A 25,791-nucleotide genomic window follows, 5' to 3' on the forward strand; every position below is an offset into this window, starting at 1 on the left:
TGCCCGAGGCATGACCGCCAGACAACGAGAACGTCCGACGCGCACCGACGCGCTGCAGGGCCCCGCCGTCGATCTCGACCGCTATACCCCCGCGTACTTCACCTTCATCGCCAACAAGCTGGCGCGCGGCGCGTCCAAGCACTACCTCGAGACCTACGGCATCGGCATCGAGACCTGGCGGATCATGGTCATGCTGGCGATCGAGGGTAAGGTCACCGCGCAGCGCGTGTGCCAGCTCATCGGCATGGACAAGGCCTCGGTCAGCCGCACCTTCAAGAGCATGCATGCGCAGGGCCTGGTTTCGTTCAGTTCCGACGACCACGACGGCCGGCTGCGCCATGCCACGTTCACGCCCCGGGGGCGCGAGATGCACGACAGCATCATGAAGTTCGCGCTCAACCGCGAACAGGCGTTCCTGTCGGTGCTCGCGCCCGGCGAGGTCGACGTGTTGATCGACCTGCTGCGGCGCCTGCATGAAAACCTGCCCATGGTCGATGCCACATCCGACGCCTTCATGGAAAACCAGCGAGCCCGGGGGCTGGTCCCGCCCCGCGGCCCGCGCCGACGCAAGGTAACCACCCCATGACCCGACTCGTTATCGTGGGCGGCGGGCACGCCGCCGCGCAGCTGGCCGCCTCGCTGGCGGAAAAGCAGTTTCCCGGCAGCATCGTCCTGGTCAGCGACGAACCCGAGATCCCGTATCACCGGCCGCCGCTGTCCAAGACCCTGATCAAGGACCCGGAGGCGCCGCTGCCCGAGCTGCGCGGTGCGTCCTTCTACGAGCAGGCCGGCATCACGCTGAAGCTGGGCACCCGCGCGCTGGCCATCGACCGGGCCGGCAAGCGCCTGCGGCTGTCGTCGGTCGCGGGGCAGGAAGACCTGCCCTACGACCATCTGGTGCTGGCCACCGGCGCATGCGTGCGCGAGTTGCCGCAGGCGCCGGTGGGAACGCCCGGCGTGCATTATCTGCGAACTTACGCCCAGGCCCGGGCCCTGCGCGACGCGCTGCCTGGTGCCCGGCGGGTGGTGGTGCTGGGCGGCGGCTTCATCGGGCTGGAGATTGCGGCCACCGCACGCCACCTGGGCAAGGAAGTGACGGTGTTCGAATCCATGCCGCGCCTGCTGACGCGGTCGGTGTCGCCGGAGATCTCGTCCTTCCTGCTTGAGACGCATCGCGGCGCGGGCGTGGACATACGCCTGGGCAGTACGGTCGATGGCCTGGAGATGGCGCGGGGCAGGGCGGTGGGCGTGGTCTCGGGCGGCGCGGTCGTTCCCGCGGACATCATCATCGCCGGCATAGGCGCGACCCCCAACGTGGACCTGGCGCGCGACGCCGGCCTGGCCTGCGACAACGGCATCGTGGTCGATGCCACTCTGGCCACCGGGGACCCGGCCATTTCCGCCATCGGCGACTGCACGTCCTTCCCGCATCCGGCCTGGCCGCAGCCGCTGCGGCTGGAATCGGTGCAGAACGCCAACGACCAGGCCCGCACCCTGGCGGCCCGGCTGTGCGGCGATCCCCAGCCCTATACGGCCGTGCCCTGGTTCTGGTCCGACCAGGGCGAGGCGCGTCTGCAGATCACCGGTTTGTGGCGCCCGGGCTACGAGAGCATCGTGCGGCCGGCGGCGCGCGGCAACGGATTCTCGGTGCTGCACTTCGAGGGCGACGCGCTGCGGGCCATCGAGTCGGTCAACTCGCCCGTGGACCAGATGACGGCCCGCAAGCTCATGCAGGCCGGGCTCTCGCCCGCCAAGGGCACGGCGGCGGATCCCGCCGTGCCGCTGAAGGCCTGAGACCGCGCTCCGGCCGAACTCCTCCGGCCGGGGTGCGGGGGCGATACACTTACGCTTTCCGCCGCCTGCCGGGGCGGCGCCGCGGCGGGCATGGCCCGCCAGGCACGAGGAGCAAGAATGAGAGTTGTCGTATTAGGTAGCGGTATCATCGGCACGTCCAGCGCATGGTGGCTGCGCCAGTCCGGCCACGACGTCACGGTGATCGACCGCCAGCCTGGTCCGGCGCAGGAAACCAGTTTCGCTAACGGCTGCCAGATCTCGGTTTCGTATGCCGAGCCCTGGGCTAATCCGCAGGCCCCGCTCAAGCTGGCGCGCTGGCTGCTGCAGGGCGATGCGCCGCTGCTGTTCCGGCTGCACGCCGACTGGCACCAATGGCTGTGGTGCCTGGCCTTCCTGCGCGAATGCCTGCCCGGCCGGCTGCCGCGCAACGTACGGGCCCTGGTCAACATGGCGGCCTACAGCCGCCAGACCCTGCAGGCCATGCGAGCCGAACTGGGCATCCCTTACGATCATCTCGAGAAAGGGATCATCAATTTCTATCGGGATCCGGCCGAGTTCGACGCATCGCAGAAAGCGGCCGACCTGATGCGCGAATACGGCGTCGACCGGCGCATCCTCAGCACCGAGGAACTGGTTGCGCTGGAGCCGGCGCTGGCGCCGCAAAGCCATCGCATCGTCGGCGCCGACTACACCGCGGCCGACGAAAGCGGCGACGTCTATCAATTCACCACCGCGCTGGCCGGGAAGGCCGCCGCGGCCGGCGTGGAATTCCGTTTCTCCACCCAGGTCACGCGCCTGCTGGACGAGGGCGGGTGGGTCAAGGCGGTGGAAACCATCGATGCCCATGGCCGCTACGCCAAGGTCCAGGGCGACGTATTCGTGGCCGCGCTGGGCAGCTTCACGCCGGATCTGGTACGCCCGCTGGGCGTGCCCTGCATGGTCTATCCGGCCAAAGGTTATTCGGCGACATACCCCGTTACGGATTCCACCCGGGCCCCCACGGTCAGCCTGACGGACAGCGCCCATAAGGTGGTATTTTCGCGGCTGGGCGACAGGCTGAGAGTCGCGGGGACCGCGGAACTCAGCGGCTATTCCCGCGCTCTGAACACGGTGCGCTGCGAAGCGCTCACCACCCTGACGCGGGAGCTCTTTCCGGGCGCGCTGGACTTCGACCAGGTGTCGTACTGGTCGGGCTTGCGTCCGGCCACCCCGTCGAACGTACCCCTGATCGGACGTACGCGCGTGCCCAACCTGTACCTGAACACCGGGCATGGCACCTTGGGGTGGACCATGGGTTGCGGGTCGGGGAAGGCCCTGGCCGATCTGATAAGCGGCCGCCGGCCGCAGGTGGATTTTCCCTTTTTGTGAGTGTGTCTCTTGAGCTTGACCATGTTTTCGGAGAACGGATCGATGCAGCCGACTAAGCGCTGGTTGAATTGGGGTGTGTCGGTGCTCGCGGCCAGCTTCCTGGCCATGGGCGGCCTGGGCACGGCGGCGGCGCAGGGCGCCAAGAAGGGCAACGCCAAGCCGGCGGCCAAGTCCGCGCCGGCCAAGAAGTCCGCGTCGGGAGCCGCCAAGGCCGCGGGCGCGGCCGGCGCCGCCGGTGCCGCCGCCGCGATGGCCGCGCCTTCCGGTCCGATCGAGTTGCAGGTGTGGCATACCCTGAACGCGCAGCAGGCCGCGGAGTTCGATTCGCTGGTGCAGCGCTTCAACGAACAGCGGCACGGCTTCACGGTCAAGGTCACTGCCAAGCCCTCGGTCGAGGCGCTGATCGAGGACGGCACGGCCGCCGTGCGCGCCCGCCACGCTCCGCACCTGGTCGAGCTGCCCGACAACCGTTCGCCCGAGTTCATCGCGCGGCAGGGCGCCATCCTGCCCATGTATGAACTGCTGGCCAAGTATCCGATCAAGGACCTGCGCTGGTTCCTGCCGCAGACCACCGCCGGCATGAGCGACGCCAAGGGCCGCCTGCTGGCGCTGCCCTGGATGGCCGACATCCCCATTTATCTCTACAACCGCGACCTGTACCGGCGCGCCGGCCTGGATCCCGATGCGCCGCCGCGCACTTGGCGCGACATGCAGGCGCACCTGATCGCGCTGCTGCAGAACGGCGTCAACTGTCCCTACGCCACCAGCTGGCAGACCTGGGTGCACGTGGAAAACCTCTCGGCCATGCACAACTCGGCCTACGCCACCCGCAACAACGGCCTGGACGGTCCCAACGGCGCCCAGCTGCTGGCCAACGACCTGCTGCATGTCCGCCACTTGGCGCTGATGATGAGCTGGGTCCGCAGCCACCTGTTCCCCGTGCGTACCGACCAGGACCAGGGCGACGCCGCGTTCGCGTCCGGCGAATGCGCCGTACTGACCAGCGGCAGCAGCGCGCTGGCCCAGGTGCAGGGCAAGGCGGCATTTTCGTACGGCGTCGCGCCGCTGCCCTATTACGAGGAAGAGGCGGCGCGTCCCAGCACGCCGTTCGTGGGCGGTTCCGCGTTCTGGGCGCTGGGCGGCCATTCCACCGCCGAACAGAAGGCGCTGGCCACCTTCATCGCCTACCTGGCCACGCCGGTGGTGGCGGCCGAATGGCACCAGAAGACCGGCTTCCTGCCGCTGACCGAAGCGGCCTACCGCGCTTCCGAGGTGTCCTTCTACAAGAACATCCCCGGCGCCGAGAGCGTGGTGCGGGCCATGGCCAACCCGCCCGCCAAGTTCACGCGGGGCTTTCGCCTGAACAACTACGATCGCGTGACCGACATCATCAACAGCGAACTGAATGCCGTCTGGAATGGCGTCAAGCCGCCCAAGCAGGGCCTGGACGACGCCGTGGCGCGGTCGTCGTCGGTGATGAGCGCGAAGAAATGACAGCGGGGGATGGCGCCGCTTCCACCAGGACCTGGCCCTATCCCCGCGTGGTGGCCCATCGGGGCGGGGGGCGGCTGGCCCCCGAGAACACCCTGGCGGGCATGCAGGAAGCCCATGCCCGCCGTGTCGGCGGCGTCGAGTTCGACGTCATGCTCGCCGCCGATGGCATTCCCATCCTCATGCACGACACCCAACTCGGGCGCACAGTGCCCGGCGTGGGCGACGTCGGCGCGTTCGCGTCCACCGACCTGGCGCGCATGGACGCGGGCGGCTGGTTCGATCCGCGCTTCCAGGGCGAGCCCGTGCCCAGCCTGGAAGACATCGTGCAATGGCTGCGCCGCCACGGCATGTGGATGAACATCGAGATCAAGCCCATGCCTGGCCACGACGTGGATACCGGGCACGTGGTGGGGCAGATGGTGCAGGACCTGTACGCCGGCGCCGTCGATCCGGCCGGATTGCCGCTGTTCTCGTCGTTTTCCGCCAAGGCCCTGGGCGCCGCCCGCGAGGCCGCTCCCGGTATCCCCCGCGGCCTGCTGGTGGAAGAAGTGCCGCCAGACTGGCAAGCACGCCTCGGCGCCCTGGATTGCGTATCCCTGCATTGCCGGCACGACCTGCTCGACGCCGGGATGGCCCGCCGCATCAAGGCCGCCGGTTACGGCCTCATGTGCTATACGGTCAACGATCCCGCGCGGGCGCGCGAACTTTTCTCATGGGGCGTGGACGCCCTGTGCACCGATCGCTACGACTTGATCGGCGCCGACTTCCGCTGACGCGGTCAGATCTCCACCACCAGTTCCGGATCGAATTCCTCGTTCTCGCCCGGGTAGCCGCCCGGGTTCGCCACCACGCGCGCCTGGCCGATGCGATAGTCGAAACAGGTGTGGGTATGGCCGTGTATCCATAGATCGGCCTTGGCCGCCAAGTCGTCCAGGTTGGACGAGAAGGCCGGCGACAACTGGTTGCCCTTGTACTGCTGCGGCACCGAACGTTCGCTGGGCGCGTGGTGGGTGACGACCACCGTGCGGCCGGAATAGGGGGTCTCGAGCTGTTCGCCCAGCCAGGCGCGCGAGGCCTGGTGCAGGGCAATGCAGGCCGTCGGCGTGAACCTGCCCTGGTCGGTCTCGATGCAGGTGAAATCGGGCATCACGCGCACGGCCATGGCCTGCGCCAGTTCGTCGCCGGGCGATCCATACAGCGCGAAATCGGCCCATAGCGTGGCGCCCAGGAAGCGCACGCCGTCCAGCTCCACCGCCTCGTTCTGCAGCAAGTGCACGCCGTGCCGGCGGGCGGTCTCGCGCATCTTGCGGTCCAGCCTGCCCATGTGGGAGGCATAGAACTCGTGGTTGCCCGGCACGTAGATGACCGGCGTCCCGCCGAAGTGCCGGCCGGCCCATTCGATGCCGAGGTCGTGCGTATGGATGTCGCCGGCCAGCACGACCAGATCGGCGTCGACCTCGGGCAGCGGGCGGTTGCCGTTGAAGTGTTCGTGGTGGAGATCGGAGAGGACTCTTATGCGCATGGGACAAATGCGACCTTACGTACGTGGTTCACACGCTACTCGCACCCTATCACCTGCGGCACGATGCAGCCCTGGACGCGGCCTGGGCCGCGACGCTTTGCCAAGGGTTCATTATGCATCCGTGCCGTATCGCCGTCTCTGTCGCAGCCTCGTTAGTCTGCGGAGCCGTCACAGCTCAAGTCCTGCCGGCCGCACCCGCTGGCGTTGATGGCGCCTTCGATTTCTCCTATCGCATCGCGGGCGACAAACGCGTCGCGCCCGTGCAGGTTTTCGACGACGGGCGGCAGACCTATCTGCAATTCCGGGTCGGGCAGGTGCTGCCCGCCGTCTTCAGCGTGGGGCCTCAGGGCGAACGGTTGGCACCCGTGGCCTGGCAGGGCGGATACGCGGTGGTGGCCGGCACGGCCCGCGAGTACCTGCTGCGGATAGGCGAGGTCGTGGCGCGGGCGCAGTATCACGGACACGGTGCCCGGCTCGCGGCCGATGGGTTCAGCCGCGGGGAGGGATATCCGTCCGGGTCGGACGAGCCGTCGTTCGCCGCCATGAAGCCGCTTGAGCCCGCGCGCACGCATGTCGCCGCGCCCGGTGCAGGACGCGCTTCCGTCGTGGATCCCGTTTCCGTCCGTCGCGCTCCGTACGATGCCACGCCGGCCGACCGGACCATGCGCCAGGCCTTGCGTCGCTGGGCCACGGCGGCCGGCTGGACGTTCGAGCCCGAACACTGGACGGTCGACGTCGACATCCCGCTGGCCGGGTCGGCCAACCTGGGTAGCGACTTCAAGACGGCCGTGCGCGAATTGCTGGCTTCCACCGAACTGTCCGCCCATCCCTTGCAGCCATGCTTCTATTCGAATCGCGTGCTGCGCGTGGTGCCCCATGCCGAGTCGTGCGACCGTACCAGCGCGCCAGCAGGACGCCAGGGATAGGCCATGGTCAAGATTCGTGGCGCCTGCCCGCTCCTGCTTGTTGCTCTCGTCACGTCGGGCTGCGGACAGCTCGACGCCATGCGCCGCATCGACGCCGATGCGGCGCGCGCCGCCGACAACATCGCGGCCGCCCGCATTCCGTTCCAGCAGGCCGTGGCGGGCGAGCGCGAGCGAGTACGGGCGCAGGAGGTGGGCCGTCCGTGGCTGGCGGGCCGGCCCCAGCCGCTGTCGCGCGAGGTCACGCTGCCCGAGGCGCTCCGGGCCTCGGTCGAGACCGCCTTGATGTTCCCTGGCGGCCGGGTCGATCTGTCCACGCTGGGCGAGCAGATCGCACTGGCCACCGGCATACAGGTACGCGTGCGGCCGGAGGCCCTGCTGCCCCAGGAAGCCTTTCTGCCGCGCCTGGCCCTGGCCCAGGCGGCGGTCGCGGGGCCGGCGGCCGCCGCCCAGGTCAGCCTGCCGACGGGCCTGCATCCGCTGCCCCGCCTGCTGGACATGGCCGCCAACCGGCTGGGCGTCCATTGGAAGTACGAGGCCGGCGCCATCGTGTTCTTCCGCACGGATACCCGGGTATTCAACGTTCGTGCGCTCACGCTCAAGGCCTCCGCGGCGGCCAGCCTGGGACGCGCGGCGGGCGGCAGCGCCGGCGCCTTCGAAAGCACCTCGTCCACGCGCATCGAGTCCGGCGGCAGCGATGCACTGGGCGCGGTCAAGGCCAAGCTCGAACCCTTTCTGACCCGTGCCGGTACCCTGGTGGCCAATGGGGATGCCTCCGGGCTCATCGTCGTCACCGACACGCCCGAGGCGCTGGACCGCGTCGCGGCGTTCCTGGAACGCGAGAACAAGGCCTTGACCCGGCGCGTACGACTGATGTTCGAAGAGATCGAGCTGGTGGCCAGGAATCAGACCGAGCAGGGCATAGACTGGAACCTGATCTATCGCCGTACGCGGGATGCCGCGCAAGCGGGCTCGCCGGCGTCGCTGGTGTCGGACGCGGCGGGATCGGGCCTGGGCCTGTCCATCGCCGGCGGACGCTGGGACGGCTCGGCGGTGGTGCTGAAGGCCTTGAGCGAGATCGCCACCATCACCCGCCATACCACGGTGCCGTTGCAGACCCTGAACCGGCGGCCGGTCACGCATGCTGTGCGCACGACTTTCACCTACATCGACCAGGTGCAGGTCACCACCGTGGCATCGTCGGCGGGAACGTCCACCGCCCCGTCGGTCACGCAGAAGGAGGAAACCGTCGGATCCTTCCTGACCGTGATCCCGGATGCGCAGGACGACGGCCAGATCCTGCTGACCATCGCCTACGACAACACCGTCGCCCAGCCGCTCAAGACGCTGACCTTCGGTGCCAGCGGCAACCAGGTGCAGTTGCAGCAGAAGACCGTGGACGGCATGGGGACCGTGCAACAGGTCGAACTGCGGCCCGGGCAGCCCGTGCTGGTCTCGGGCTTCGAGCGGTCGCAGGACCAATACGACAAGCGCAGGCTGGACGAGGGCGCATCGATGCTGCTGGGCGGTTCGGGCAAGACCGCGCGCGAGCGCCGCAACACGGTCGTGCTCATCACCGCGCAGGTCGAGGAAGGCTTCTGATCCGCCATGAACGACTACGTCCTGCTTCGATTCGACGGCGACGAACGCGTGTTGGTCCTGGGCATGCGCTGGCACACCATCCTGGGCAGCAGGCTGGGCCAGCGCGCGCGGCAGAAGGCCCGGGAAGCGAAAGCATCGCACCATGCCCATGCGCCGGGTTCGGAGGCCGTCGGCGTGATCCGGCTGAACCGGGCCGACCGCGGTCTGGCGGACCAGCTTCACAGCGGGGCGCTGGCCTTCGCGTCGGATCACAGGCAGGGCGTCGTCGCCTTGCGGGCGGAACTGCCGGACGGGCGCATCTGGGTGGTGGCCGTCCAGGGCGGCAAGGTCCTCACGCATTCCGATCGCGTCCACGACAGCGCCGCCGATGCCCAGGCGGCCCTGGACGGTCTGATGGCGCATCACGGCGACGAACTCGTCATCCTGGATGCGGATCCCGGCGATCTTGGCGAGGCCTCGCTGCCGGCTTTTCTGGGAGATGCCTCGGACGCCTGCCGGCTCCAGCCGTGCGGCTGGAGCATGCCGGCCATTCCGCGGCCGCTGGTCGTCGCGGCGCTGGGATGCGCCGCGGCATTCCTGCTGCGCAGCGGCTGGGACTGGTATCGCCATCAGGAAGGAGGCAGCACGCCCGCGCAGCCCGGTATCGACCCCGAGGCGGCCTGGGCCCAAGTGTACGAGGCCTTGCGCCAACGGATACGCCTGCATGCCGAAAGCGACGGGCTGGCCGTGCTGGATGCGTTGGCCGACCTGCCCGCCGAGGTGGGCGGATGGAGGCTGTCTTCCGCGCAGTGCTCGCGCGGCACGGAGCAGGGATGGACCTGCCGGGCCCGGTACGACCGGCGCCATCGGTTGGCCACCAATGCCAGTTTTCTCGGGGCGCGTCCGTCGGGCTGGAGCGAGACGTGGCAGCCCATGGATGCCGTGGTGGCCCGGTTCGCCGTCGCCGATGGCGCGCAGCCGCTGGAGCCGTCGCGGCTCATGAGCCGGGCCGAGCACGACGGCAAGACCATCACCGCGCTGCAACAGGTCCTGCCGCTGATGTCGGGTGCGACGCTGGGGGAAACGGTGCCCGTGCGGCTGGAGCCTCCGCGCGACGAGTACGGGGCCGCCATGGCCGCGCCGCCATCGATGCCGGCGGTGTCCGAGCGGCCACTGGTCCTGGAAGGACCGCTGCGGTCGATGTTCCTGATACCGGGGCTGCTGGCGAACCAGGTCGAATGGCGTGCGGTGTCGCTCACCGTGGATGCGGCGGCCGAACTTTCCTTGAACCGGAGCCGGCTCATGGCCGGCATGTCTGGAGTCCTCTATGCGCGCGACTAAGCGAAAACTGCGGTTCTGCGTGGCCGTCCTGTCCATGTTCCGTACCCCGGTGGACGCCGCCGAAGGCGAGCTGGACAAGGTGCGCGAGATGCTGCGCATCGATACGGCGCGCGCCCTGGCCGCGGAACGTGCCCGCCAGGCACCCGTTGCCAAGCCAGCCGCTGCCCCGGCCCGTCGCGGCGACCGGGTCGTGCTGACTTCCCTGTATGGAACGAAGGGCACCTTGAACGCGATCGTGCAGGTCAATGGCGAGTCCCGGTTCTATCGTCAGGGCGACGAGCTGCCCCGCGGTGCCACGGACACGGCTGGAGAGTATCGACTGCAGCGCATCGATGATGGCTGCGTCTACCTGCGCAAGGGGGCCTCGGTACGGTCGGCCTGCATCCTGCCGTCCGCGCCGGGAGCCTGGGTGGCGGCGGAGCCGTCCAGCGCCGCGCCCATGCCCGCGATGCCGCCGATTTTCGTGCCTCCCTTGGGAGGCCGGCCGTGAGCCCGCTGGTCTGGGGGCGATCGGTCGTGGCGCTGCTGGCCGGCAACCGCCTGAGCGCGTCGGGCGCGGCCGTGGTGTCTTGCCCAGAGGGACGGGACGAAGCGTGTCCCGCGAGCGGCGAGGTGCCTGCGGCGTTGGTCGCGCGCATGGATGGCCGCGATCAGCTCGCCCGGATGACGCCCGCCTTCAAGCGCGTGCTTCGCGCCGGGTTCGACGTCGGCAACCTGCTGGACAAGCTCTGTCCAGTCGAACTGGAGGATGGCCGGGTAGCCTTGTTCACCGTCGACGACTATGCGCGCAGCGAGCAGATCGAGGAGTTCGAACGCATGGTACGGGCGCGGGGCCGGACCCTGGCCAGTCCCGCGCGCATCGTGGTGCCGGCGACACTATTGCTGTCCATCGTGCGCGGACAGATCACGGGGGACGCCCTGCGTTCGCGTCGCCGGGTGCTGCTCGATCCGGTCAAGAGCGCCATGGCGTCGGCGTTCCATGACATCGTCGCCTGGGGCGCGCGCCATGGCGCCAGCGACATCCACGTCAACCTGCGGGCGGCCCATCCGGAATCCGAGATCCGCTACACCCTGGGGGGCCGATACGTGATGCCGGAACGGTTCCGCGGCATGCAGACCAGCACGCTGCGCGAGGTGCTGGCCGTCGCCTATATGGACATACAGGGCGGCAACGGCGCCGTCTTCGATCCCATGATCGAGCAGCAGGGCAGCATCCTGCATGACGTGGAAGGCGTGTCGTTCATGCTGCGCTGGGCCTCGCTGGCTACCGACGCGGGCGCCTCGGTCACCATGCGGCTGCTGCGGATGGACATGCGCGAGCAGCCGCCGGATTTCGCCCGGCTCGGCTATCTGCCTTCGCAGATCCGGATCCTGGAGCGCGCGCTGGTCGCCGAAGGCGGCGCGATCGTGCTCGCGGGGGTGGTGGGGTCCGGCAAGTCGACCACCATCGCTTCGATGATGTCCCGCATTCCGCCCACCCGCAAGGTCATCACGCTCGAAGACCCGGTCGAATATCTCATTCCCAACGCGCTCCAGAACAGCGTCAGCCGATCGCTGGACGGCGCGGTCTCCAACGAGTTCGACGCCAAGCTCAAGACCATCAAGCGGTCCGCCATGAACGACCTGCTCATCGGCGAGATACGCGACCGTTCCACGGGCCGGGCCTTCATGGACCTCGCCAGTTCGGGCAGCAACCTGTACACGACGACGCACGCGGGCGGCGCGGCGCTGATCCCGGATCGTCTGGCCTCGGATTTCATCGGCGTCTCCCGCCGGCTGCTGGCAACGCCCGGGATACTGAAGCTGCTCGTCTACCAGACACTGCTGCCGGTGCTGTGCCGGCACTGCGCCTTGCCGCTGACCGCCCTGTTCGAGCGCGAAGGCGCGGCCGCGGGGGCGGGCCCGGGGCCCGACCACTGGCGACGCTATGCCGACCGGCTGCACGCCCTGTACGCGCTGGATATCGCGGCGCTGAGGGCGCGCAACCCCGATGGATGCCCATCCTGCCGGCAGGGCACCCTGGTCGAGCTGCACGGCTACGCGGGCCGCACCGTCGCCGCCGAGATGATCGACCCTTCCGTTGACGACGGCTTCCTGAGGCTGGTGCGCGATGCGGACACGCTGGCGCTGCGCGACTACTTCCGGTTCCAGCGCCGCAGCGCGTTCGACCATGCCGACATGGCCGGCAAGACGGCGATGGAGTGCGCGATCTACAAGGCCTCGCAAGGTCTGGTCGATCCGCGCGACATCGAGCCCCGGTTCGTCAGTTTCGAGACCGTCGAGCTGCGCGGGAACCGGGTTGCGCGAGGAGCGTCCGGACGCCGGCGGCCGCGCAGGCTGGCATCCGGCCGGGTGCCGGCGCCCATCGGACGCGGCTGCGCATGAGCTCCTTTCGCGAACGCGTGCGCGTCGCCTGGTGCGCGGCGCGGTTCCGGGCGGGGCGCGCCGACTACTACGACTATCTGGCCGATGTCATGGAGGCCAGCAGCGGCCGCAAGACGCTGCGCGACATCTTCCTGGACGATGCCCGGCGCTACGCGGGCCACGCGCGAGGCATGCTGTCGGCCTATTGGGCCGCGCGCTACCAGAACGTCGGAGGTGATCTTCACGAGACCCTGCGCGCGACCCTGCCGGACGATGACCTGAGCCTGCTTCGGATGGCCCAGCGAGGAGGCGCCGGTGCGCTCGAACAGACCTTGCGCGATGTGGCGGCGGTGACGCGGCTGGCGGATGACACCCGGCGCACGCTGGCCGCCACCTTGTCGGCGGCGCTTGCCGCCGTGCTGGTTTCGTTCGGGATGATCGTTGCCGTGCCGCTGTTCACGGTGCCGCGCCTGAAACGTGCGTTCGGCGCCGTTCCCGACGAATTCCTGGGCAGCCTGACCCGGCGGCTCTATGCCTTTGCCGAGTTCGTCCACGGCAACCTGTTCGTCTGCGCGCTGGCACTGGGCCTCGTCATTTATTTCGTGGCCTGGTCCCTGCCCAATCTCACCGGTCCTGTCCGCCGCGTGCTGGACCGGCATTTCGTCTGGCGCCTTTATCGGGACCTGCAGGGCATACGCTTCCTGGCTTCGCTGGCGACCATGGTCAAGCGCCGCGGCAACGTCAGCACGGCGCTGCGCGAGGCCCTGGAGCTGCAGGTGGAAGGCGCCAATCCATGGCGGCGCTGGCATCTGGAAAGAATGATCGCCAACATCGACGACGGCCGCGTGGGCAGCGCCACGTTCGATACCGGCATCGTCGAGCCCGAAACCCTGTGGTTCCTGGCCGACCTGATCGCGGCGCGCGGCATGGACAGCGCCCTGCAGCAGACGCGTGTGCGCCTGGAAGCGCGCTCGCTGCGGCAGGTGGCCAGGAGGGCGATGGCGGCCCGCTGGGTGCTGCTGCTGGCCGCCGTCGGCGTCGCGCTGTCGCTGGTCTTCTGGCATGTCGGCGTCGTCAACGAAATGCGCTCCGCCTTGACCAACTATTACTCCAGCCGATGAGGTATCACGCATGTCCCGCTTTCTCCACGCTCGTCCCGGCCGCCAGCAGGGTTTCACCCTGGTCGAGGTCGCCATCGTCGCCGCCATCGTCCTGATCGCCGCCGTCATCGGCATTCCCGCCATCAATGGCTACATCATCGAGAACAAGGTGCCGGCGGTGGGCCAGGAGCTGCACCGCTTCATCGCGCGGACCAAGGTTTCCGGCCAGGGGCTGGGCAACACACCTTATACAGGCATAGGCATTGTCCAGCTCGCCCATGCCCTGCGCAGCAGCAGCGTCATCACGGTTGCCGGAGCCGGTGCGACGGCCACGGTCCGGCACGGTCTGGGCGCGACGGACGGCCGTGTCGTGCTTGCCGCCGATACCATCACCACCTCCGGCGACGCCTTCGGGCTGACGCTGGACAAGGTCAACGAAGCGGCATGCCCTTCGCTGGCCGCGGTCATGCAGCGGGTGTCCGAGCGGATCGTCATCAACGGCATCACGGTCAAGCAGCCTGGCACCGGCGGCGCCGCGGGAACCTACAACGCCACGGGCGCCGAGGCCGCGTGCACCAGCGGCGACACGAACTCCTTTTCGTTCACCGCACGCTAGGGCCTTCCATGTCGCATGCTCAGGCCGTGCGCCTGCCGGTTGCCTTCGCGGCGCGCCAACGGGGATGGACCCTGATCGAACTGGCCATCGTCGCCAGTATCGCCATGGTGCTCGCCGTGCTGGCGGGTGGCCGCCTGATCCGGGAGGTGGATGATGCGGCGGCCCAGGCCACGGGCACATATCTGCTCGCGATAAAGGGGGCCATGGACGGCTATCTGGTCCGGCACTACGACACGCTGGCCGACGGCGCGGCCGTCGCCGGTGTGGCGCATCCGCTCGCGCCCACGCTGGACGAACTGCGGGAGGCCGGCATGCTGCAGCGCGGATTTCCGGACCGCACGCCGTTCAACCAGGCTGTCGCCATCCGCATCGAACGCAGCGGCGGTTGCCCGGGAACGGGATGCAGGATGGATGCCCTGATTCACACCGCCACGCCGCTGCGCGCGCAGGGGGCGCTCGAACCGGATCCCGGCGTCCTGGCCCAGGTCGTCATGGCCACCGGGGGATACGGTGCTGCGGCCTACCCGGACCAACCGGCCGTGCTGCGTGGCGCGACCTACGCGGTTCCCAATCCGCTGGGCGCGGCGGCGGGAGTCGTGGGCGCCCAGGCAAGCCTGGATACCACCTTGTTCCAGCAGTTCGTCCGCATGCGGGACAGCCGCAACCCTGACCTGCAAGGCGGTCTGGATGTGCGAGGCGCGGTACGGCTGCACGATTCCCTGGCCTTGCGCGGCGCGGCCGGCGATTGCTTGACCGCAACGAGCACCGGCGTGCTGACGGTGCAATGCGCCGGCGTGCTGCAGACCCGGACAGGCCTGTTCCGTGCCGACGACGGCAGCGTCGTCCGCATCGACCCCGCCTCGGGCATCGTCGCCAGCCAGCGCATCCGGGCCGCCGCCGGCTTGTCCACCCATAGAGGATCGATCTTCGACGCCGCGGATGCGCAGCCCACGCTGCGCGTGACCGCGGGCCAGATGATCGTCGCGACGGGAGCGGGCCTTGCGCTTACGGTGGCCGGCCGCGACCTCGTCGGGCATGCCGGCGTGTCCGCCGACAGGCTGGGCCTCAGGGAGGTGGCCACGGCCAATGCCCCCTGCATGTCCCGGGTATCGACCGAGGCCGGCGCCAACGCGGAGTTCGCCCGTACTTCCGCCGGCGGTCTCCTGGTATGCGCCGGCGGCACATGGCGCGAGCTTGCCGCCCTGGCTTCGGCGGGCACCGCCTGCGCTCCCAATGGCGCCTTTGCCACCGACTCCGGCTCGGGCACCGGCCTCGTTTGCCGCCTGGGGGTCTGGATGCGCGCCGACGACCTCCTGTCCAGCTATGTCATGACCGGCAGCCAGATCGTCTCTTCCGGCGAAACGGTACAGAAGCCTGTCTGTGGACGGCTCGGCACCGCTGCCGGTACGCCGCTCATCTACCTGCTGCCTCAGATCGAGTCGTCCACGGCGTCGTCGTTCACCCGCAAGGCCGTGGACGCCGGAGCGGGGTGGTTGGTGCAATTGCTGGACTACGACGGGGCGGTTCTTGGTGGCCCGGCCAGGGCCATCGCCCAGGTCTATTGCAAATACTGAGGGGGGGGGAATGAAGCGAATCGTGTTTCTGGGAGCAGGGTGTGCTCTGGTCTGGTTGAATGCAGGCGCGCAACCGGCGCCACCGCAGATGCGGACGCCCTGGGTGGACTCCACGCACATAACGGGGGTGGCGGCGCGGGTGATGCCGGACCGCCCGGTCGCGCCTCCGCCTGATCCACCCGCGGAGCCGCGCGCGCCTGCAACCATTCAAGAACTGCTCGATCGCATGGCCGGTGCGGAACTCTACTTCCGCGAGGTGTGGGACAGCCGGAGCGGGTGGAACGAACTGCCATCCATGATCCGCGTAGCGGTAGGCAGTTCAGGGGCGGAAGTCCAGGCTCACAATCAATGGCAAAACAACTGGCACAGGTTGTGCGTGTTGACACCCTGGACCACCCGGTGCGAGGCCGGCGCAGGATATACCGGCGCCGCGCTGGTACTGGAGATGACTCACTATGCGATCAGGGTCTCGGGCGCCTATTGCAACGCCGGGTACTACGGCGGCGCATCGGCCTGGGCCCAGTACACCTGGGAAAGCTACCGCGCGGGGCACGGCGCCTTTTCCAACCAGAACCGGCATTTGCAGCCGGTGAACAACGGATACTCGGGCTATTTCTTCCAGAACGGCAGTTTCCAGTCATCCTGCTACTACGAGATGCCGGGCTAGGGCCTGTTCACACTAAAAGGTGCCCTGGCACGGGCCCGGTGTCGTGGACCGTGGAACCGTCCGCGCCGGGGCTCCCACCCATGCGCAGGCGTGGACCGGCTGTTCGTCAGGGGTGCGGAGGGCGCGGCGATCTTTGGAGAAAGTGATGGCAATAACAGTAACCTCGAGCGGAGATGGCTATGTCGCCAATAACCTGCCTGAGCGTATCTATGAATCAACGGCCACGGCGCATATCGCCGCGCTTCAATTTGCCAGGGAGGGGACTGTCAATACGACCGGGCTGATCTCGCGACGCGAAGACCTGGCGAGGCAACGTTTCGCAAGTGGGCTTGAGCGCCAGGAGGTTGGGGAGAGCCGGCCCCCCAAGAGAGGAGGGAGGCCGCCTGGCAAGGCAGCGGAAGCGGAGGCCAAGTTTCTGGCTGGAGTTCCCAGTGACATCTGGGAACAGGCCAAAAAAATGGCTAAAGAGGGCGATTTGCCGGCAGGGATATATTTCGAGCCCCACGGCGAGGGTAAGCCGGGCCGCTATTTGTTCAAGAGAGTGACCAAGGACGTGAGCGAGATCAAGGGTTTTTCCGAGGGAGGCCGCGGGGCGGAGATGGCCAGAACGTTGGCAATCGCGGCAAAACTGATGCACGAAGCAGAGCATGGCGCTTTGCAGCATAGGAGGAGAGTGAAGCCCGCACCGGAGTTGCCCTCGCAGTCCCTTTATAATTGACGATTCGATATTTATCCGGGGATGCAAACGGGTGCAGTTGGCGATTCATCCCCCTACCTGCGTGCAGCGATGAAATCCGCCGAGATCCGTCAGAAATTCCTTCAATTCTTCGAGTCCAAGGGCCACACCGTGGTGCCGTCCTCGTCGTTGGTGCCAGCCAACGATCCGACCCTGCTCTTCACCAATTCGGGCATGGTCCAGTTCAAGGACGTCTTCCTGGGCAACGAAGTGCGCCCCTACAAGCGCGCGACCTCGTCGCAGCGCAGCGTGCGCGCCGGCGGCAAGCACAATGACCTGGAAAACGTGGGCTACACGGCCCGGCACCACACGTTTTTCGAGATGCTGGGCAATTTCAGCTTCGGCGACTACTTCAAGCGAGACGCCATCCACTACGCCTGGGAACTGCTGACCACGGTCTACAAGCTGCCCAAGGAAAAACTGTGGGTCACGGTCTACCAGGAGGACGACGAGGCCTACGGCATCTGGCAGAACGAGATCGGCGTGCCGGCCGAGCGCATCGTCCGCATCGGCGACAACAAGGGCGCGCGCTACGCCTCCGACAACTTCTGGCAAATGGCGGATACAGGCCCCTGCGGCCCGTGCTCGGAAATCTTCTACGACCACGGCCCCGAAATCTGGGGCGGCCCCCCGGGATCGCCCGAGGAAGACGGCGACCGCTACATCGAGATCTGGAACCTGGTGTTCATGCAGTTCGATCGCGATGCCTCGGGCACCCTGAACCCGCTGCCCAAGCCCTGCGTGGACACGGGCATGGGCCTGGAGCGGATCGCCGCGGTGCTGCAGCACGTGCACTCGAACTATGAAATCGACCTGTTCCAGAACCTGATCAAGGCCGCGGCACGCGAAACCGGCTGTACCGACCTGGCGAACAATTCGCTGAAGGTTATCGCCGATCACATCCGCGCCTGCTCGTTCCTGATCGTGGATGGCGTGATCCCGGGCAACGAAGGCCGCGGCTACGTGCTGCGCCGTATCATCCGCCGCGCGCTGCGCCACGGCTACAAGCTGGGCCAGACCAAGCCGTTCTTCCATCGCATCGTCAAGGACCTGGTGGCCGAGATGGGCGAGGCCTATCCCGAGCTGGCCAAGGCCGAGGCGCGGGTGGAGCAGGTGCTGCGCCAGGAGGAAGAGCGTTTCGGCGAAACGCTGGAGCACGGCATGAAGATCCTGGACGGCGCGCTGGCCGCGTTGAAGCCGGGCGCCGCGCTGGACGGCGAGACGCTGTTCAACCTGTACGACACCTACGGCTTCCCGGTGGACCTGACGGCCGATATCTGCCGCGAACGCAACGTGGACGTGGACATGGACGGCTTCGAGGCCGCGATGACCCGCCAGCGCGAGCAGGCCCGCGCCGCGGGCAAGTTCAAGATGGCCGCCGGCCTGTCGTACGACGGCGCCAAGACGGTGTTCGAGGGCTATACGCACCTGGCCGCGCAAGGCAAGGTCACGGCCCTGTACGTGGACGGCGCGTCGGTGCCGCGCATCGAGGCCGGCCAGGCCGCGGTGGTGGTCCTGGACCGCACGCCGTTCTACGCCGAGTCGGGCGGGCAGGTGGGCGATGCCGGCGTGCTGGTGCAGGGCGCGGTGCGTTTCGATGTGGAAGACACGCAGAAGATCCAGGCCGACGTGTTCGGCCATCATGGCAAGCTGGTGTCGGGTTCGCTGGCGGTGGGCGACACGGTCGATGCCCAGGTGGACGAAGTCCGCCGCGCGCGCACGATGCGCAACCACTCGGCCACGCACCTGATGCACAAGGCGCTGCGCCAGGTGCTGGGCGAGCACGTGCAGCAGAAGGGCTCGCTGGTGGACCCGGACAAGACCCGCTTCGATTTCGCCCACGATGCGCCCATGAACGCCGAGCAGATCGCGCAGGTGGAAGCCATCGTCAACCGCGAGGTGCTGGGCAACACGCCGGTGCAGGCGCAGCTGATGGCCTACGACGATGCCGTCAAGGGCGGCGCGATGGCGCTGTTCGGCGAAAAGTACGGCGACGAAGTCCGGGTGCTGGACATCGGTTTCTCGCGCGAGCTGTGTGGCGGCACGCACGTGGGCCGCACGGGCGACATCGGCCTGTTCAAGATCGTGAGCGAGGGCGGCGTGGCCGCCGGCGTGCGGCGGGTCGAGGCCATCACCGGCGACAACAGCCTGTCCTATCTGCAGAGCCTGAACGCCACGCTGGCCTCGGCCGCGGGAGCGCTGAAAGTGCAGCCTGGCGACCTGCCGGCGCGCATCGGCCAGGTGCAGGACCAGTTGAAGAGCCTGGAAAAGGAAATCGCCCAGTTGAAGAGCAAGCTGGCCAGCAGCGCCGGCAATGACCTGGCGGCCTCGGCGGTCGAGATCAAGGGCGTGAAGGTGCTGGCCGCCAAGCTGGACGGCGTCGATCCCAAGTCGCTGCGCGAGACCGTGGACCAGCTCAAGAACAAGCTGAAGTCCGCTGCCATCGTGCTGGCCGCCGTCGACGGCGGCAAGGTCAGCCTGGTGGCCGGCGCCACGGCCGACGTGTCCGGCAAGGTCAAGGCCGGCGACCTGGTCAATTTCGTGGCCCAGCAGGTGGGCGGCAAGGGCGGCGGCCGGCCCGACATGGCGATGGCCGGCGGCACGGATCCCTCGGGTCTGCAGCAGGCGCTCGCCAGCGTGCAGGGCTGGGTCGAAGGCCGCCTGTGAGCGGCGTGGCGGGAGAAGGCGCAATGAATACCGAACCGGTGGCGTTCGACCTGGAGGTGGATGCCAAGGGGCTCAAGTGTCCCTTGCCCATCCTGCGCGCCAAGAAGGCGCTGGCGACGCTCGAGAGCGGACAGGTGCTGAAGGTCGTGGCCACCGACAAGGGGTCGGTGCGCGATTTCCAGGCCTTTTCCAAGCAGACCGGCAACGAACTGCTGGCGCAGGAAGATGACGGCGAAGTGTTCGTCCATTACATGAAACGTCGCTGACGGATCGCTCGGCGTTTTCCCCGCCCGGCGGCACTGAACCTGCCGCCGGGCGGCGTGTCATACCGCAGCCGGCGTCCGCTGGCGCAACCGTTCTCCCCCAAGGTGACCCCCATGCGGCTACCGTCATTGCGTTGGCTTCTGGTCCTGGCGCTGCTCGTCGCGGGCGGCTTGGCGGCAATGGCCATGCGCGACCGCGCCGCACGGCCGGTCGTGACCGGACCGATCAACACCATCGTGTCCTTCGGCGACAGCCTGAGCGATGTCGGCACCTACAATCCCGGGACGGCCCATCCCGACCCGGCCACGCGCAGCGCGACGGGGCAGCGGTTCACGACCAAGCCCGGAGAAGTCTGGGTGGAAGTCGTGGCCGATGCGCTGGGCCTGCCGGTCAAGCCCAACCAGCAGGTCGATTTCGGCCCGCGCGGGCAGGGTGGCCGTATCGTGGACCTGGGTGGCAACGGCTATGCGCAGGGCGGCGCCCATATCGAGACCGACGCCGAGACGGCGCCGGCCCCGGACGGCATCCCGGCCGATGGCGGCCTCCAGGGCGAAACCGCCATTTCCATCAAGACGCAGATCGACCGCTACCTGGCCGCGCACAAAGGCTTCGACGGGACGGAACTGGTGCTGGTGCAGGGCGGCGGCAACGATTTCCTCGATGCTTTCCAGGCCCTGGGGGAAACCGAGCCCGAACCCGCTTCCGACGCCGACGACCGGATGGAGGCGCTGGTCCGGGCCAAGGCGGCCGCCATGGTGACCCAGCTCAAGCGATTGTCCGCGGCGGGAGCCAAGCGGATCGTATACGTCAACCTTCCCGACCTGGGCATGTTGCCCTTCATCCGCAATACCGAGCTGGAAGACCTGGCCACCGACGTGTCCGAGGGCTACAACGAACTCGTGGCCGGGGGGCTGTCGGGCACGGGCGTGCAGGTGTTCGATCTGGCCGGCCTGATCGACGATGCCGTCGACGACCCCGCCGCGGTGGGCCTGACCGTGACCGACAAGCCCGCCTGCACCAATTACGATGCGTCGCAGGGCGAGGTGGATGCACTGCTGTGCACCCCCGCAACGCTGGTGGAGCCGGATGCCGACCAGCATTACCTGTTTGCGGACTCCATGCATCCGACCACGGCCGGGCACCGGCTATGGGGCGAGAAAGTGGCGGCGTTCATCCATGATCGCTTTGGCGCGGTGGTCAAGCCGATACGCGTGGCCAGGGAGACGACGGCTCGCTGAGCCTGCCTGGGAGGCCCCTGGGCAGAGGAGGGTGCAGGGGCCAAGGACATCATATTCTCTGGGCTTTCGGCGCATGCTGGCGCAGCGACGCCACCATGCGAGTCTGCCACCCTGGACCCGTGCGTTTCCATTGATCCAGCACGTCGGGGGGAAGCCTCAGGCTGATGGCCACTGTGGCAGCGGCCGATTTCGGGCGCCCCCGCCTGAGCACCTTGTTGCCATCGCGCAGTTCCGCCCGTTCGAACCATTCGTCCGGAAGTTCAGGGGCATCATCGGGGTCGACCCACTTGCTTCCAGTATCTTTTCTGTTCCCGTTCATTGGCTTTCCTGAAACTGATGATGCGTCGGCTGTTGCCGCGCAGTGTCCAGACGGCGACTACGAGGCGTTCGTCCAGGAGGCCGAGCGTGATGTACCGGCATTCGCGATAGTCGCGGCGCTCGTCGGGTAGAGTGAGATGGAACCCGATGAAGATTTTTCCCGCATGCCGCATGTCCAGTCCACGTTCGATCAAGGTCGTGGTACGTTTCGCTGCATCGTAGGTGATCCGCATTTATTGTATATACGTTAATTCGAAAAAAGCAAGAGGCTGCTCCAGTATCTACAGGGCGATGCGGAAAGATAATTTGAGGAAATGCGGACGGACAGATTGGTCCGCCGCTGAACCCAGAGCTTTTTGTTTCGAGCGCAATGAAAAAAACGACCCAGTGGGTCGCTTTTTTCATGCTCGGCGCTGAGGCCGGTCTACCCCAGTTTCACCCGCTGCTCCCGCACCTTGTCCAGCGTGTCGCTGAACTGGGCCAGCCGGGCGCGTTCCTGCTCCACCACGGCTGCCGGGGCGCGGTCGACGAAGCTGGCGTTGCCCAGCTTGCCGTTGGCCTTGGCGATCTCGCCTTCCAGGCGGGCGATTTCCTTGTCCAGGCGGACTTTCTCGGCGGCCACGTCGACCTCGATGTGCAGCATCAGGTGGGCGTCGCCCACCACCTGCACGGGGGCGCCGACGACGTCGGGCAACCGGTCGACCACCTTGACCTCGGTCAGCCGGGCCAGGGCCGCCAGGTAGGGCGCATTGCGCTCGAGCGCGGCGCGGTTGCCGGTGGCGTTCAGCGGCGCCTTCTGCGAGGGCGGCACGTTCATTTCGCCGCGCAGCGCGCGCACGGCGTCGACCTGGGCCTTGAGTTCGGCCATCGCGGCTTCGGCCGCTTCGTCGATCTTTTCGGCCTGGGCGGCGGGGTAGGGCTGTACGCCTACGCTGGTGGATTCGTCGGCACGGCGCTTGCCGGCCGCCACCGAAACCTTCTGCCAGAGTTCTTCCGTGATGAACGGGATGACGGGGTGGGCCAGCCGCAGCACGGTTTCCAGCACGCGGATCAGGGTCTGGCGGGTGCCGCGCTGCTCGGCCTCGCTGCCGTTCTGCAGCTGGACCTTGGCCAGTTCCAGGTACCAATCGCAGTATTCGTCCCAGACGAAGCGGTACAGCGCGGTGGAGATGTTGTCGAAGCGGTAGTCGTCGAAGCCCTTGGCGACCTCGGCCTCGGTGCGCTGCAGCTGGCTGACGATCCACTTGTCGAACACCGACAGTTCCACCGTGGCGCCTGCCTCCACGCCGCAGTCCTTGCCTTCGACGTTCATCAGCACGAAGCGGGTGGCGTTCCACAGCTTGTTGCAGAAGTTGCGGTAGCCCTCGCAGCGCTTCAGGTCGAAGTTGATGTTGCGGCCCAGCGTGGCGTAGGCGGCCATGGTGAAGCGCAGCGCGTCGGCGCCGAAGGCCGGAATGCCCTCGGGGAATTCCTTGCGGGTCTTCTTGGCGATGCTTTCCGCCTGCCGGGGGTTCATCAGGCCGGTGGTGCGCTTGGCCAGGAGGTCGTCCAGGCCGATGCCGTCGATCAGGTCGACCGGGTCCAGGGTGTTGCCCTTGGACTTGCTCATCTTCTGGCCTTCGGCGTCGCGGATCAGTCCGTGCATGTAGACGTGCCGGAACGGAACCTGGCCGGTGAAGTGGGTGGTCATCATGACCATCCGGGCGACCCAGAAGAAGATGATGTCGAAGCCGGTGACCAGCACGGACGAGGGCAGATAGCGCGCCAGGTCGGGCGTCTGTTCGGGCCAGCCCAGCGTGGTGAACGGCACCAGCGCCGACGAGAACCAGGTGTCCAGCACGTCCGGGTCGCGGGCCAGCGAGCCGGTGTAGCCGGCGGCGGTGGCCTTGTCGCGCGCTTCCTGCTCGTTGCGGGCCACGAAGATGCGGCCGTCGTCGGCGTACCAGGCGGGGATCTGGTGGCCCCACCACAGCTGGCGCGAGATGCACCAGTCCTGGATGTTGTTGAGCCACTGGTTGTAGGTGGTGGTCCAGTTCTCGGGGTAGAACTTGACGCGGCCGTCGGCCACGACTTCCAGCGCCACGTCGGTGATCGACTTGCCGGGGTGGTGGGTGCCCTCGGGCGCCGGCTTGCTCATGGCGACGAACCACTGGTCGGTCAGCATGGGCTCGATGATGGCGTTGGTGCGGTCGCCGCGCGGCACCATCAGCTTGTGCTTCTTGACCTCGGCCAGCAGGCCCTGGGCGTCGAGGTCGGCCACGATGCGGGTACGGGCCTCGAAACGGTCCAGCCCGCGGTAGGTCTCGGGCGCCTCGTCGTTGATGTGGCCGTCCAGCGTCAGAATGGAGATCATGGGCAGGCTGTGGCGCTGGCCTACCGCGTAGTCGTTGAAATCGTGCGCGGGCGTGACCTTGACCGCGCCGGTGCCGAATTCGCGGTCCACGTAGTCGTCGGCGATGACGGGGATCAGGCGGCCGGTCAGCGGCAGGCGGACCTGCTTGCCGATCAGGGCCTGGTAGCGTTCATCCTCCGGATGCACCATGACGGCGACGTCGCCCAGCATGGTCTCGGGACGGGTCGTGGCCACGACGATGGCGGCGTCGCTGCCGTCCACCGGGTAGCGGATGTGCCACAGATGGCCGTCTTCTTCCTCGCTGATCACTTCCAGGTCGCTGACGGCGGTCAGCAGCTTGGGGTCCCAGTTGACCAGCCGCTTGCCCCGGTAGATCAGGCCCTGCTCGTACAGCCGCGTGAAGACCTCGGCCACGCCGCGCGACATGTCCTCGTTCATGGTGAAGTATTCGCGCGTCCAGTCGGGCGAGGTGCCCAGCCGGCGCATCTGGCCGGTGATGGTGCCGCCGGAGTGCTGCTTCCATTCCCAGACCTTCTCGACGAACTTGTCGCGGCCCAGGTCGTGGCGGCTGACCTTCTGCGCGTCGAGCTGGCGCTCGACGACGATCTGCGTGGCGATGCCGGCGTGGTCGGTGCCCGGCACCCACAGCGTGTCGAACCCGCGCATGCGGTGGTAGCGCGTCAGGCCATCCATGATGGTCTGGTTGAAGGCGTGGCCCATGTGCAGCGTGCCGGTCACGTTGGGCGGCGGCAGCTGGATGGTGAAGGCCTGGCCGTTGTCGGGGCCCTGGACGTGTACCCCGGCCTTGAAGTCCCCCCGTTGCTCCCACAGCGGATACCAGCGCGCCTCGATGGCGGCCGGCTCGAAGCTCTTGGGCAGTTCGTCGGTCTCGGTCTGAGATTGGGGAGAGGCTGAGGTCATCGGTGTTCCGGAAATACGTCGGTCGGGCGTGCGGCGATGCGCAGCAGGCGCCAAACCTGTGATTTTAGTGGATTCTGCGGCGGCTGGCGGCGGCCTGCCGGGGCTTCAGCGCGGGGGAAGGGGCTTGCTCTCGACGGCGGCGCGCCGTATCAGTTCCTTCTGGACGGCCTCGTCCACCAGCCGGCCGAGTTCTTCGCGCAGGTTGTAGGCGATGTCTTCCAGGGCGCGGGCGGCCGCCACTTCCAGCGAGGCCCGCATGCGCGTTTTCAACAGGGGCTCCACCCGGTCGAGCAGGTCCTGCAGGATGGCGGCGCGCAGCGTCTCGATGCCATCTTCGTCAGTCGGCCCTGGCGCGGGGGCGGCCGGCGCCGCCGGGGCGGGCCAGGAGGGGGAGGGCGGCGGAGGCGCCGCTTCGGCCTTCCGGACCGGCTGCGGCAGGTCCAGGACTTCGGTCAGGAGCGGGATGCCCGCATCGTCGCGCGGGGGGAAAGGGGCTTGCATATCGGCTCAGGGCATCTGGTGGCGCGACACGTCGTGCCGCACGATGTTGTGGCCGCATTCCTGGTAGAAGCGCCAGCGCGCCCGCGCCGCCTCGCGGTCGGCGGGGTCGTTGGTGACGACTTCGATGACGCGCTGGAAGCGGGTGTAGATGGGCGGCCAGGCGTCGTCCAGGTTCAGCAGCCAGTCGTGGTGAGGCGTGGGCGCGTCCGAGGCGGTCAGCACGATGGGCGTGTCGGCCGCCAGCGGATCGTTGACGCGGACGTGGGGGATGAAGGAGATGTCGTCCAGCGCCCAGAGCATCTGATCGAAGGCGTTCAGGCGCCCCGTGTCGCGGCAGTACACCACCAGCCGGTGCCCCGCCTGGTGGCGGCGGGTGGCGATCTGGCAGGCGGTGCGCAGCCGGTCGGGGGCGCTGAAGGCGAAGTCGATTTCGGTCATGGGCGGGACGG

The 25,791-nt window shown here is 67.9% G+C and carries 24 protein-coding genes; 18 read left to right on the forward strand and 6 right to left on the reverse strand.

From position 1 onward, the window contains the following. The first annotated feature begins 10 nt into the window (after positions 1–10). The 5 genes from EV675_RS12830 to ugpQ all read left to right on the forward strand — a co-directional run bounded on the left by EV675_RS12830 (position 11) and on the right by ugpQ (position 5,429). Positions 11–586, forward strand: coding sequence for a MarR family winged helix-turn-helix transcriptional regulator (locus tag EV675_RS12830; protein WP_130357602.1), 576 nt, complete (start codon positions 11–13; stop codon positions 584–586). Continuing rightward, the gene (locus EV675_RS12835) at positions 583–1,794 is read left to right on the forward strand and encodes an NAD(P)/FAD-dependent oxidoreductase (RefSeq protein ID WP_130357603.1); all 1,212 of its coding nucleotides are present in this window, start codon (positions 583–585) and stop codon (positions 1,792–1,794) included. Before EV675_RS12830 ends, EV675_RS12835 begins: the two co-directional genes overlap by 4 nt. Before the next feature lie 117 nt (positions 1,795–1,911). Beyond that, entirely contained in the window at positions 1,912–3,162 is a 1,251-nt protein-coding gene (locus EV675_RS12840) for a D-amino acid dehydrogenase (protein ID WP_130357604.1), read from the forward strand. A gap of 42 nt (positions 3,163–3,204) precedes the next feature. After that, on the forward strand, positions 3,205–4,656 hold the full coding sequence (locus EV675_RS12845; RefSeq protein ID WP_130357605.1) for an extracellular solute-binding protein: 1,452 nt from the start codon (positions 3,205–3,207) through the stop codon (positions 4,654–4,656). Beyond that, on the forward strand, positions 4,653–5,429 hold the full coding sequence (gene ugpQ / locus EV675_RS12850) for a glycerophosphodiester phosphodiesterase (RefSeq protein ID WP_130357606.1): 777 nt from the start codon (positions 4,653–4,655) through the stop codon (positions 5,427–5,429). Before EV675_RS12845 ends, ugpQ begins: the two co-directional genes overlap by 4 nt. A 5-nt stretch (positions 5,430–5,434) precedes the next feature. On the opposite strand, the gene EV675_RS12855 is transcribed toward ugpQ, so the two are convergent. Continuing rightward, positions 5,435–6,178, reverse strand: a complete 744-nt coding sequence (locus EV675_RS12855; RefSeq protein ID WP_130357607.1) for a metallophosphoesterase family protein — start codon at positions 6,176–6,178, stop codon at positions 5,435–5,437. 113 nt (positions 6,179–6,291) lie between these two features. On the opposite strand from EV675_RS12855, the gene EV675_RS12860 reads away from it, so the two are divergent. From EV675_RS12860 to EV675_RS12920, 13 genes are all read left to right on the forward strand, one after another. Further along, positions 6,292–7,104, forward strand: a complete 813-nt coding sequence (locus EV675_RS12860; RefSeq protein WP_130357608.1) for a TrbG/VirB9 family P-type conjugative transfer protein — start codon at positions 6,292–6,294, stop codon at positions 7,102–7,104. Between the two features lie 3 nt (positions 7,105–7,107). Continuing rightward, positions 7,108–8,703 carry a hypothetical protein gene (locus EV675_RS12865; protein ID WP_130357609.1) on the forward strand — a complete coding sequence of 532 codons (1,596 nt, stop codon included), beginning with the start codon at positions 7,108–7,110 and terminating at the stop codon, positions 8,701–8,703. 6 nt (positions 8,704–8,709) lie between these two features. After that, positions 8,710–10,023: a type IV pilus inner membrane component PilO gene (locus EV675_RS12870; protein WP_130357610.1), complete on the forward strand. Its 1,314-nt coding sequence runs from the start codon at positions 8,710–8,712 to the stop codon at positions 10,021–10,023. Further along, entirely contained in the window at positions 10,010–10,513 is a 504-nt protein-coding gene (locus EV675_RS12875; RefSeq protein ID WP_130357611.1) for a hypothetical protein, read from the forward strand. Before EV675_RS12870 ends, EV675_RS12875 begins: the two co-directional genes overlap by 14 nt. Next, positions 10,510–12,408 carry a GspE/PulE family protein gene (locus tag EV675_RS12880; RefSeq protein WP_242621399.1) on the forward strand — a complete coding sequence of 633 codons (1,899 nt, stop codon included), beginning with the start codon at positions 10,510–10,512 and terminating at the stop codon, positions 12,406–12,408. Before EV675_RS12875 ends, EV675_RS12880 begins: the two co-directional genes overlap by 4 nt. Next, on the forward strand, positions 12,405–13,508 hold the full coding sequence (locus tag EV675_RS12885) for a general secretion pathway protein (RefSeq protein ID WP_130357612.1): 1,104 nt from the start codon (positions 12,405–12,407) through the stop codon (positions 13,506–13,508). Before EV675_RS12880 ends, EV675_RS12885 begins: the two co-directional genes overlap by 4 nt. 10 nt (positions 13,509–13,518) lie before the next feature. Next, complete coding sequence (locus tag EV675_RS12890) at positions 13,519–14,103, forward strand: pilin (RefSeq protein WP_130357613.1); 585 nt, start codon at positions 13,519–13,521, stop codon at positions 14,101–14,103. 8 nt (positions 14,104–14,111) lie between these two features. Further along, the gene (locus tag EV675_RS12895; RefSeq protein ID WP_130357614.1) at positions 14,112–15,677 is read left to right on the forward strand and encodes a type II secretion system protein; all 1,566 of its coding nucleotides are present in this window, start codon (positions 14,112–14,114) and stop codon (positions 15,675–15,677) included. Positions 15,678–15,687: 10 nt separating this feature from the next. Continuing rightward, a complete protein-coding gene (locus tag EV675_RS12900; RefSeq protein WP_130357615.1) occupies positions 15,688–16,344 on the forward strand; it encodes a hypothetical protein in 657 nt (218 codons plus the stop codon). A gap of 145 nt (positions 16,345–16,489) precedes the next feature. Further along, complete coding sequence (locus EV675_RS12905; protein WP_130357616.1) at positions 16,490–17,062, forward strand: hypothetical protein; 573 nt, start codon at positions 16,490–16,492, stop codon at positions 17,060–17,062. 69 nt (positions 17,063–17,131) lie between these two features. Then, positions 17,132–19,747, forward strand: coding sequence for an alanine--tRNA ligase (gene alaS / locus EV675_RS12910; protein WP_130357617.1), 2,616 nt, complete (start codon positions 17,132–17,134; stop codon positions 19,745–19,747). A 23-nt stretch (positions 19,748–19,770) separates the two neighbouring features. After that, on the forward strand, positions 19,771–20,013 hold the full coding sequence (locus tag EV675_RS12915; RefSeq protein ID WP_370282847.1) for a sulfurtransferase TusA family protein: 243 nt from the start codon (positions 19,771–19,773) through the stop codon (positions 20,011–20,013). A 111-nt stretch (positions 20,014–20,124) separates the two neighbouring features. Further along, entirely contained in the window at positions 20,125–21,249 is a 1,125-nt protein-coding gene (locus tag EV675_RS12920; RefSeq protein ID WP_130357618.1) for an SGNH/GDSL hydrolase family protein, read from the forward strand. A gap of 49 nt (positions 21,250–21,298) precedes the next feature. Here the strand turns inward: EV675_RS12920 and EV675_RS12925 are convergent, their stop codons facing one another. The 5 genes from EV675_RS12925 to EV675_RS12945 all read right to left on the reverse strand — a co-directional run bounded on the left by EV675_RS12925 (position 21,299) and on the right by EV675_RS12945 (position 25,780). After that, positions 21,299–21,568 carry a BrnA antitoxin family protein gene (locus tag EV675_RS12925; RefSeq protein ID WP_124688406.1) on the reverse strand — a complete coding sequence of 90 codons (270 nt, stop codon included), beginning with the start codon at positions 21,566–21,568 and terminating at the stop codon, positions 21,299–21,301. Then, positions 21,519–21,800: a BrnT family toxin gene (locus EV675_RS12930; protein ID WP_130357619.1), complete on the reverse strand. Its 282-nt coding sequence runs from the start codon at positions 21,798–21,800 to the stop codon at positions 21,519–21,521. The genes EV675_RS12925 and EV675_RS12930 overlap by 50 nt, the downstream gene beginning before the upstream one ends. 191 nt (positions 21,801–21,991) lie before the next feature. Beyond that, a complete protein-coding gene (locus EV675_RS12935; protein WP_130357620.1) occupies positions 21,992–24,841 on the reverse strand; it encodes a valine--tRNA ligase in 2,850 nt (949 codons plus the stop codon). A 105-nt stretch (positions 24,842–24,946) separates the two neighbouring features. After that, on the reverse strand, positions 24,947–25,342 hold the full coding sequence (locus EV675_RS12940) for a hypothetical protein (protein WP_130357621.1): 396 nt from the start codon (positions 25,340–25,342) through the stop codon (positions 24,947–24,949). Between the two features lie 6 nt (positions 25,343–25,348). After that, complete coding sequence (locus EV675_RS12945; RefSeq protein WP_130357622.1) at positions 25,349–25,780, reverse strand: DNA polymerase III subunit chi; 432 nt, start codon at positions 25,778–25,780, stop codon at positions 25,349–25,351. Positions 25,781–25,791 lie beyond the last annotated feature (11 nt).

The organism is Pigmentiphaga kullae (assembly GCF_004216695.1).
Classification (GTDB): Bacteria; Pseudomonadota; Gammaproteobacteria; order Burkholderiales; family Burkholderiaceae_B; genus Pigmentiphaga; species Pigmentiphaga kullae.

Bases quoted from the DNA above. Each gene is read 5' to 3' on its own strand.
- EV675_RS12900 (WP_130357615.1), top strand. From the start codon at position 15,688: ATGAAGCGAATCGTGTTTCTGGGAGCAGGGTGTGCTCTGGTCTGGTTG.
- EV675_RS12865 (WP_130357609.1), top strand. From the start codon at position 7,108: ATGGTCAAGATTCGTGGCGCCTGCCCGCTCCTGCTTGTTGCTCTCGTC.
- EV675_RS12945 (WP_130357622.1), bottom strand. From the start codon at position 25,780: ATGACCGAAATCGACTTCGCCTTCAGCGCCCCCGACCGGCTGCGCACC.
- EV675_RS12840 (WP_130357604.1), top strand. From the start codon at position 1,912: ATGAGAGTTGTCGTATTAGGTAGCGGTATCATCGGCACGTCCAGCGCA.
- EV675_RS12830 (WP_130357602.1), top strand. From the start codon at position 11: ATGACCGCCAGACAACGAGAACGTCCGACGCGCACCGACGCGCTGCAG.
- EV675_RS12935 (WP_130357620.1), bottom strand. From the start codon at position 24,841: ATGACCTCAGCCTCTCCCCAATCTCAGACCGAGACCGACGAACTGCCC.
- EV675_RS12915 (WP_370282847.1), top strand. From the start codon at position 19,771: ATGAATACCGAACCGGTGGCGTTCGACCTGGAGGTGGATGCCAAGGGG.
- EV675_RS12930 (WP_130357619.1), bottom strand. From the start codon at position 21,800: ATGCGGATCACCTACGATGCAGCGAAACGTACCACGACCTTGATCGAA.
- EV675_RS12845 (WP_130357605.1), top strand. From the start codon at position 3,205: ATGCAGCCGACTAAGCGCTGGTTGAATTGGGGTGTGTCGGTGCTCGCG.
- alaS (WP_130357617.1), top strand. From the start codon at position 17,132: ATGAAATCCGCCGAGATCCGTCAGAAATTCCTTCAATTCTTCGAGTCC.
- EV675_RS12905 (WP_130357616.1), top strand. From the start codon at position 16,490: ATGGCAATAACAGTAACCTCGAGCGGAGATGGCTATGTCGCCAATAAC.
- EV675_RS12835 (WP_130357603.1), top strand. From the start codon at position 583: ATGACCCGACTCGTTATCGTGGGCGGCGGGCACGCCGCCGCGCAGCTG.
- EV675_RS12890 (WP_130357613.1), top strand. From the start codon at position 13,519: ATGTCCCGCTTTCTCCACGCTCGTCCCGGCCGCCAGCAGGGTTTCACC.
- EV675_RS12885 (WP_130357612.1), top strand. From the start codon at position 12,405: ATGAGCTCCTTTCGCGAACGCGTGCGCGTCGCCTGGTGCGCGGCGCGG.
- ugpQ (WP_130357606.1), top strand. From the start codon at position 4,653: ATGACAGCGGGGGATGGCGCCGCTTCCACCAGGACCTGGCCCTATCCC.
- EV675_RS12925 (WP_124688406.1), bottom strand. From the start codon at position 21,568: ATGAACGGGAACAGAAAAGATACTGGAAGCAAGTGGGTCGACCCCGAT.
- EV675_RS12860 (WP_130357608.1), top strand. From the start codon at position 6,292: ATGCATCCGTGCCGTATCGCCGTCTCTGTCGCAGCCTCGTTAGTCTGC.
- EV675_RS12920 (WP_130357618.1), top strand. From the start codon at position 20,125: ATGCGGCTACCGTCATTGCGTTGGCTTCTGGTCCTGGCGCTGCTCGTC.
- EV675_RS12895 (WP_130357614.1), top strand. From the start codon at position 14,112: ATGTCGCATGCTCAGGCCGTGCGCCTGCCGGTTGCCTTCGCGGCGCGC.
- EV675_RS12855 (WP_130357607.1), bottom strand. From the start codon at position 6,178: ATGCGCATAAGAGTCCTCTCCGATCTCCACCACGAACACTTCAACGGC.
- EV675_RS12940 (WP_130357621.1), bottom strand. From the start codon at position 25,342: ATGCAAGCCCCTTTCCCCCCGCGCGACGATGCGGGCATCCCGCTCCTG.
- EV675_RS12870 (WP_130357610.1), top strand. From the start codon at position 8,710: ATGAACGACTACGTCCTGCTTCGATTCGACGGCGACGAACGCGTGTTG.
- EV675_RS12875 (WP_130357611.1), top strand. From the start codon at position 10,010: ATGCGCGCGACTAAGCGAAAACTGCGGTTCTGCGTGGCCGTCCTGTCC.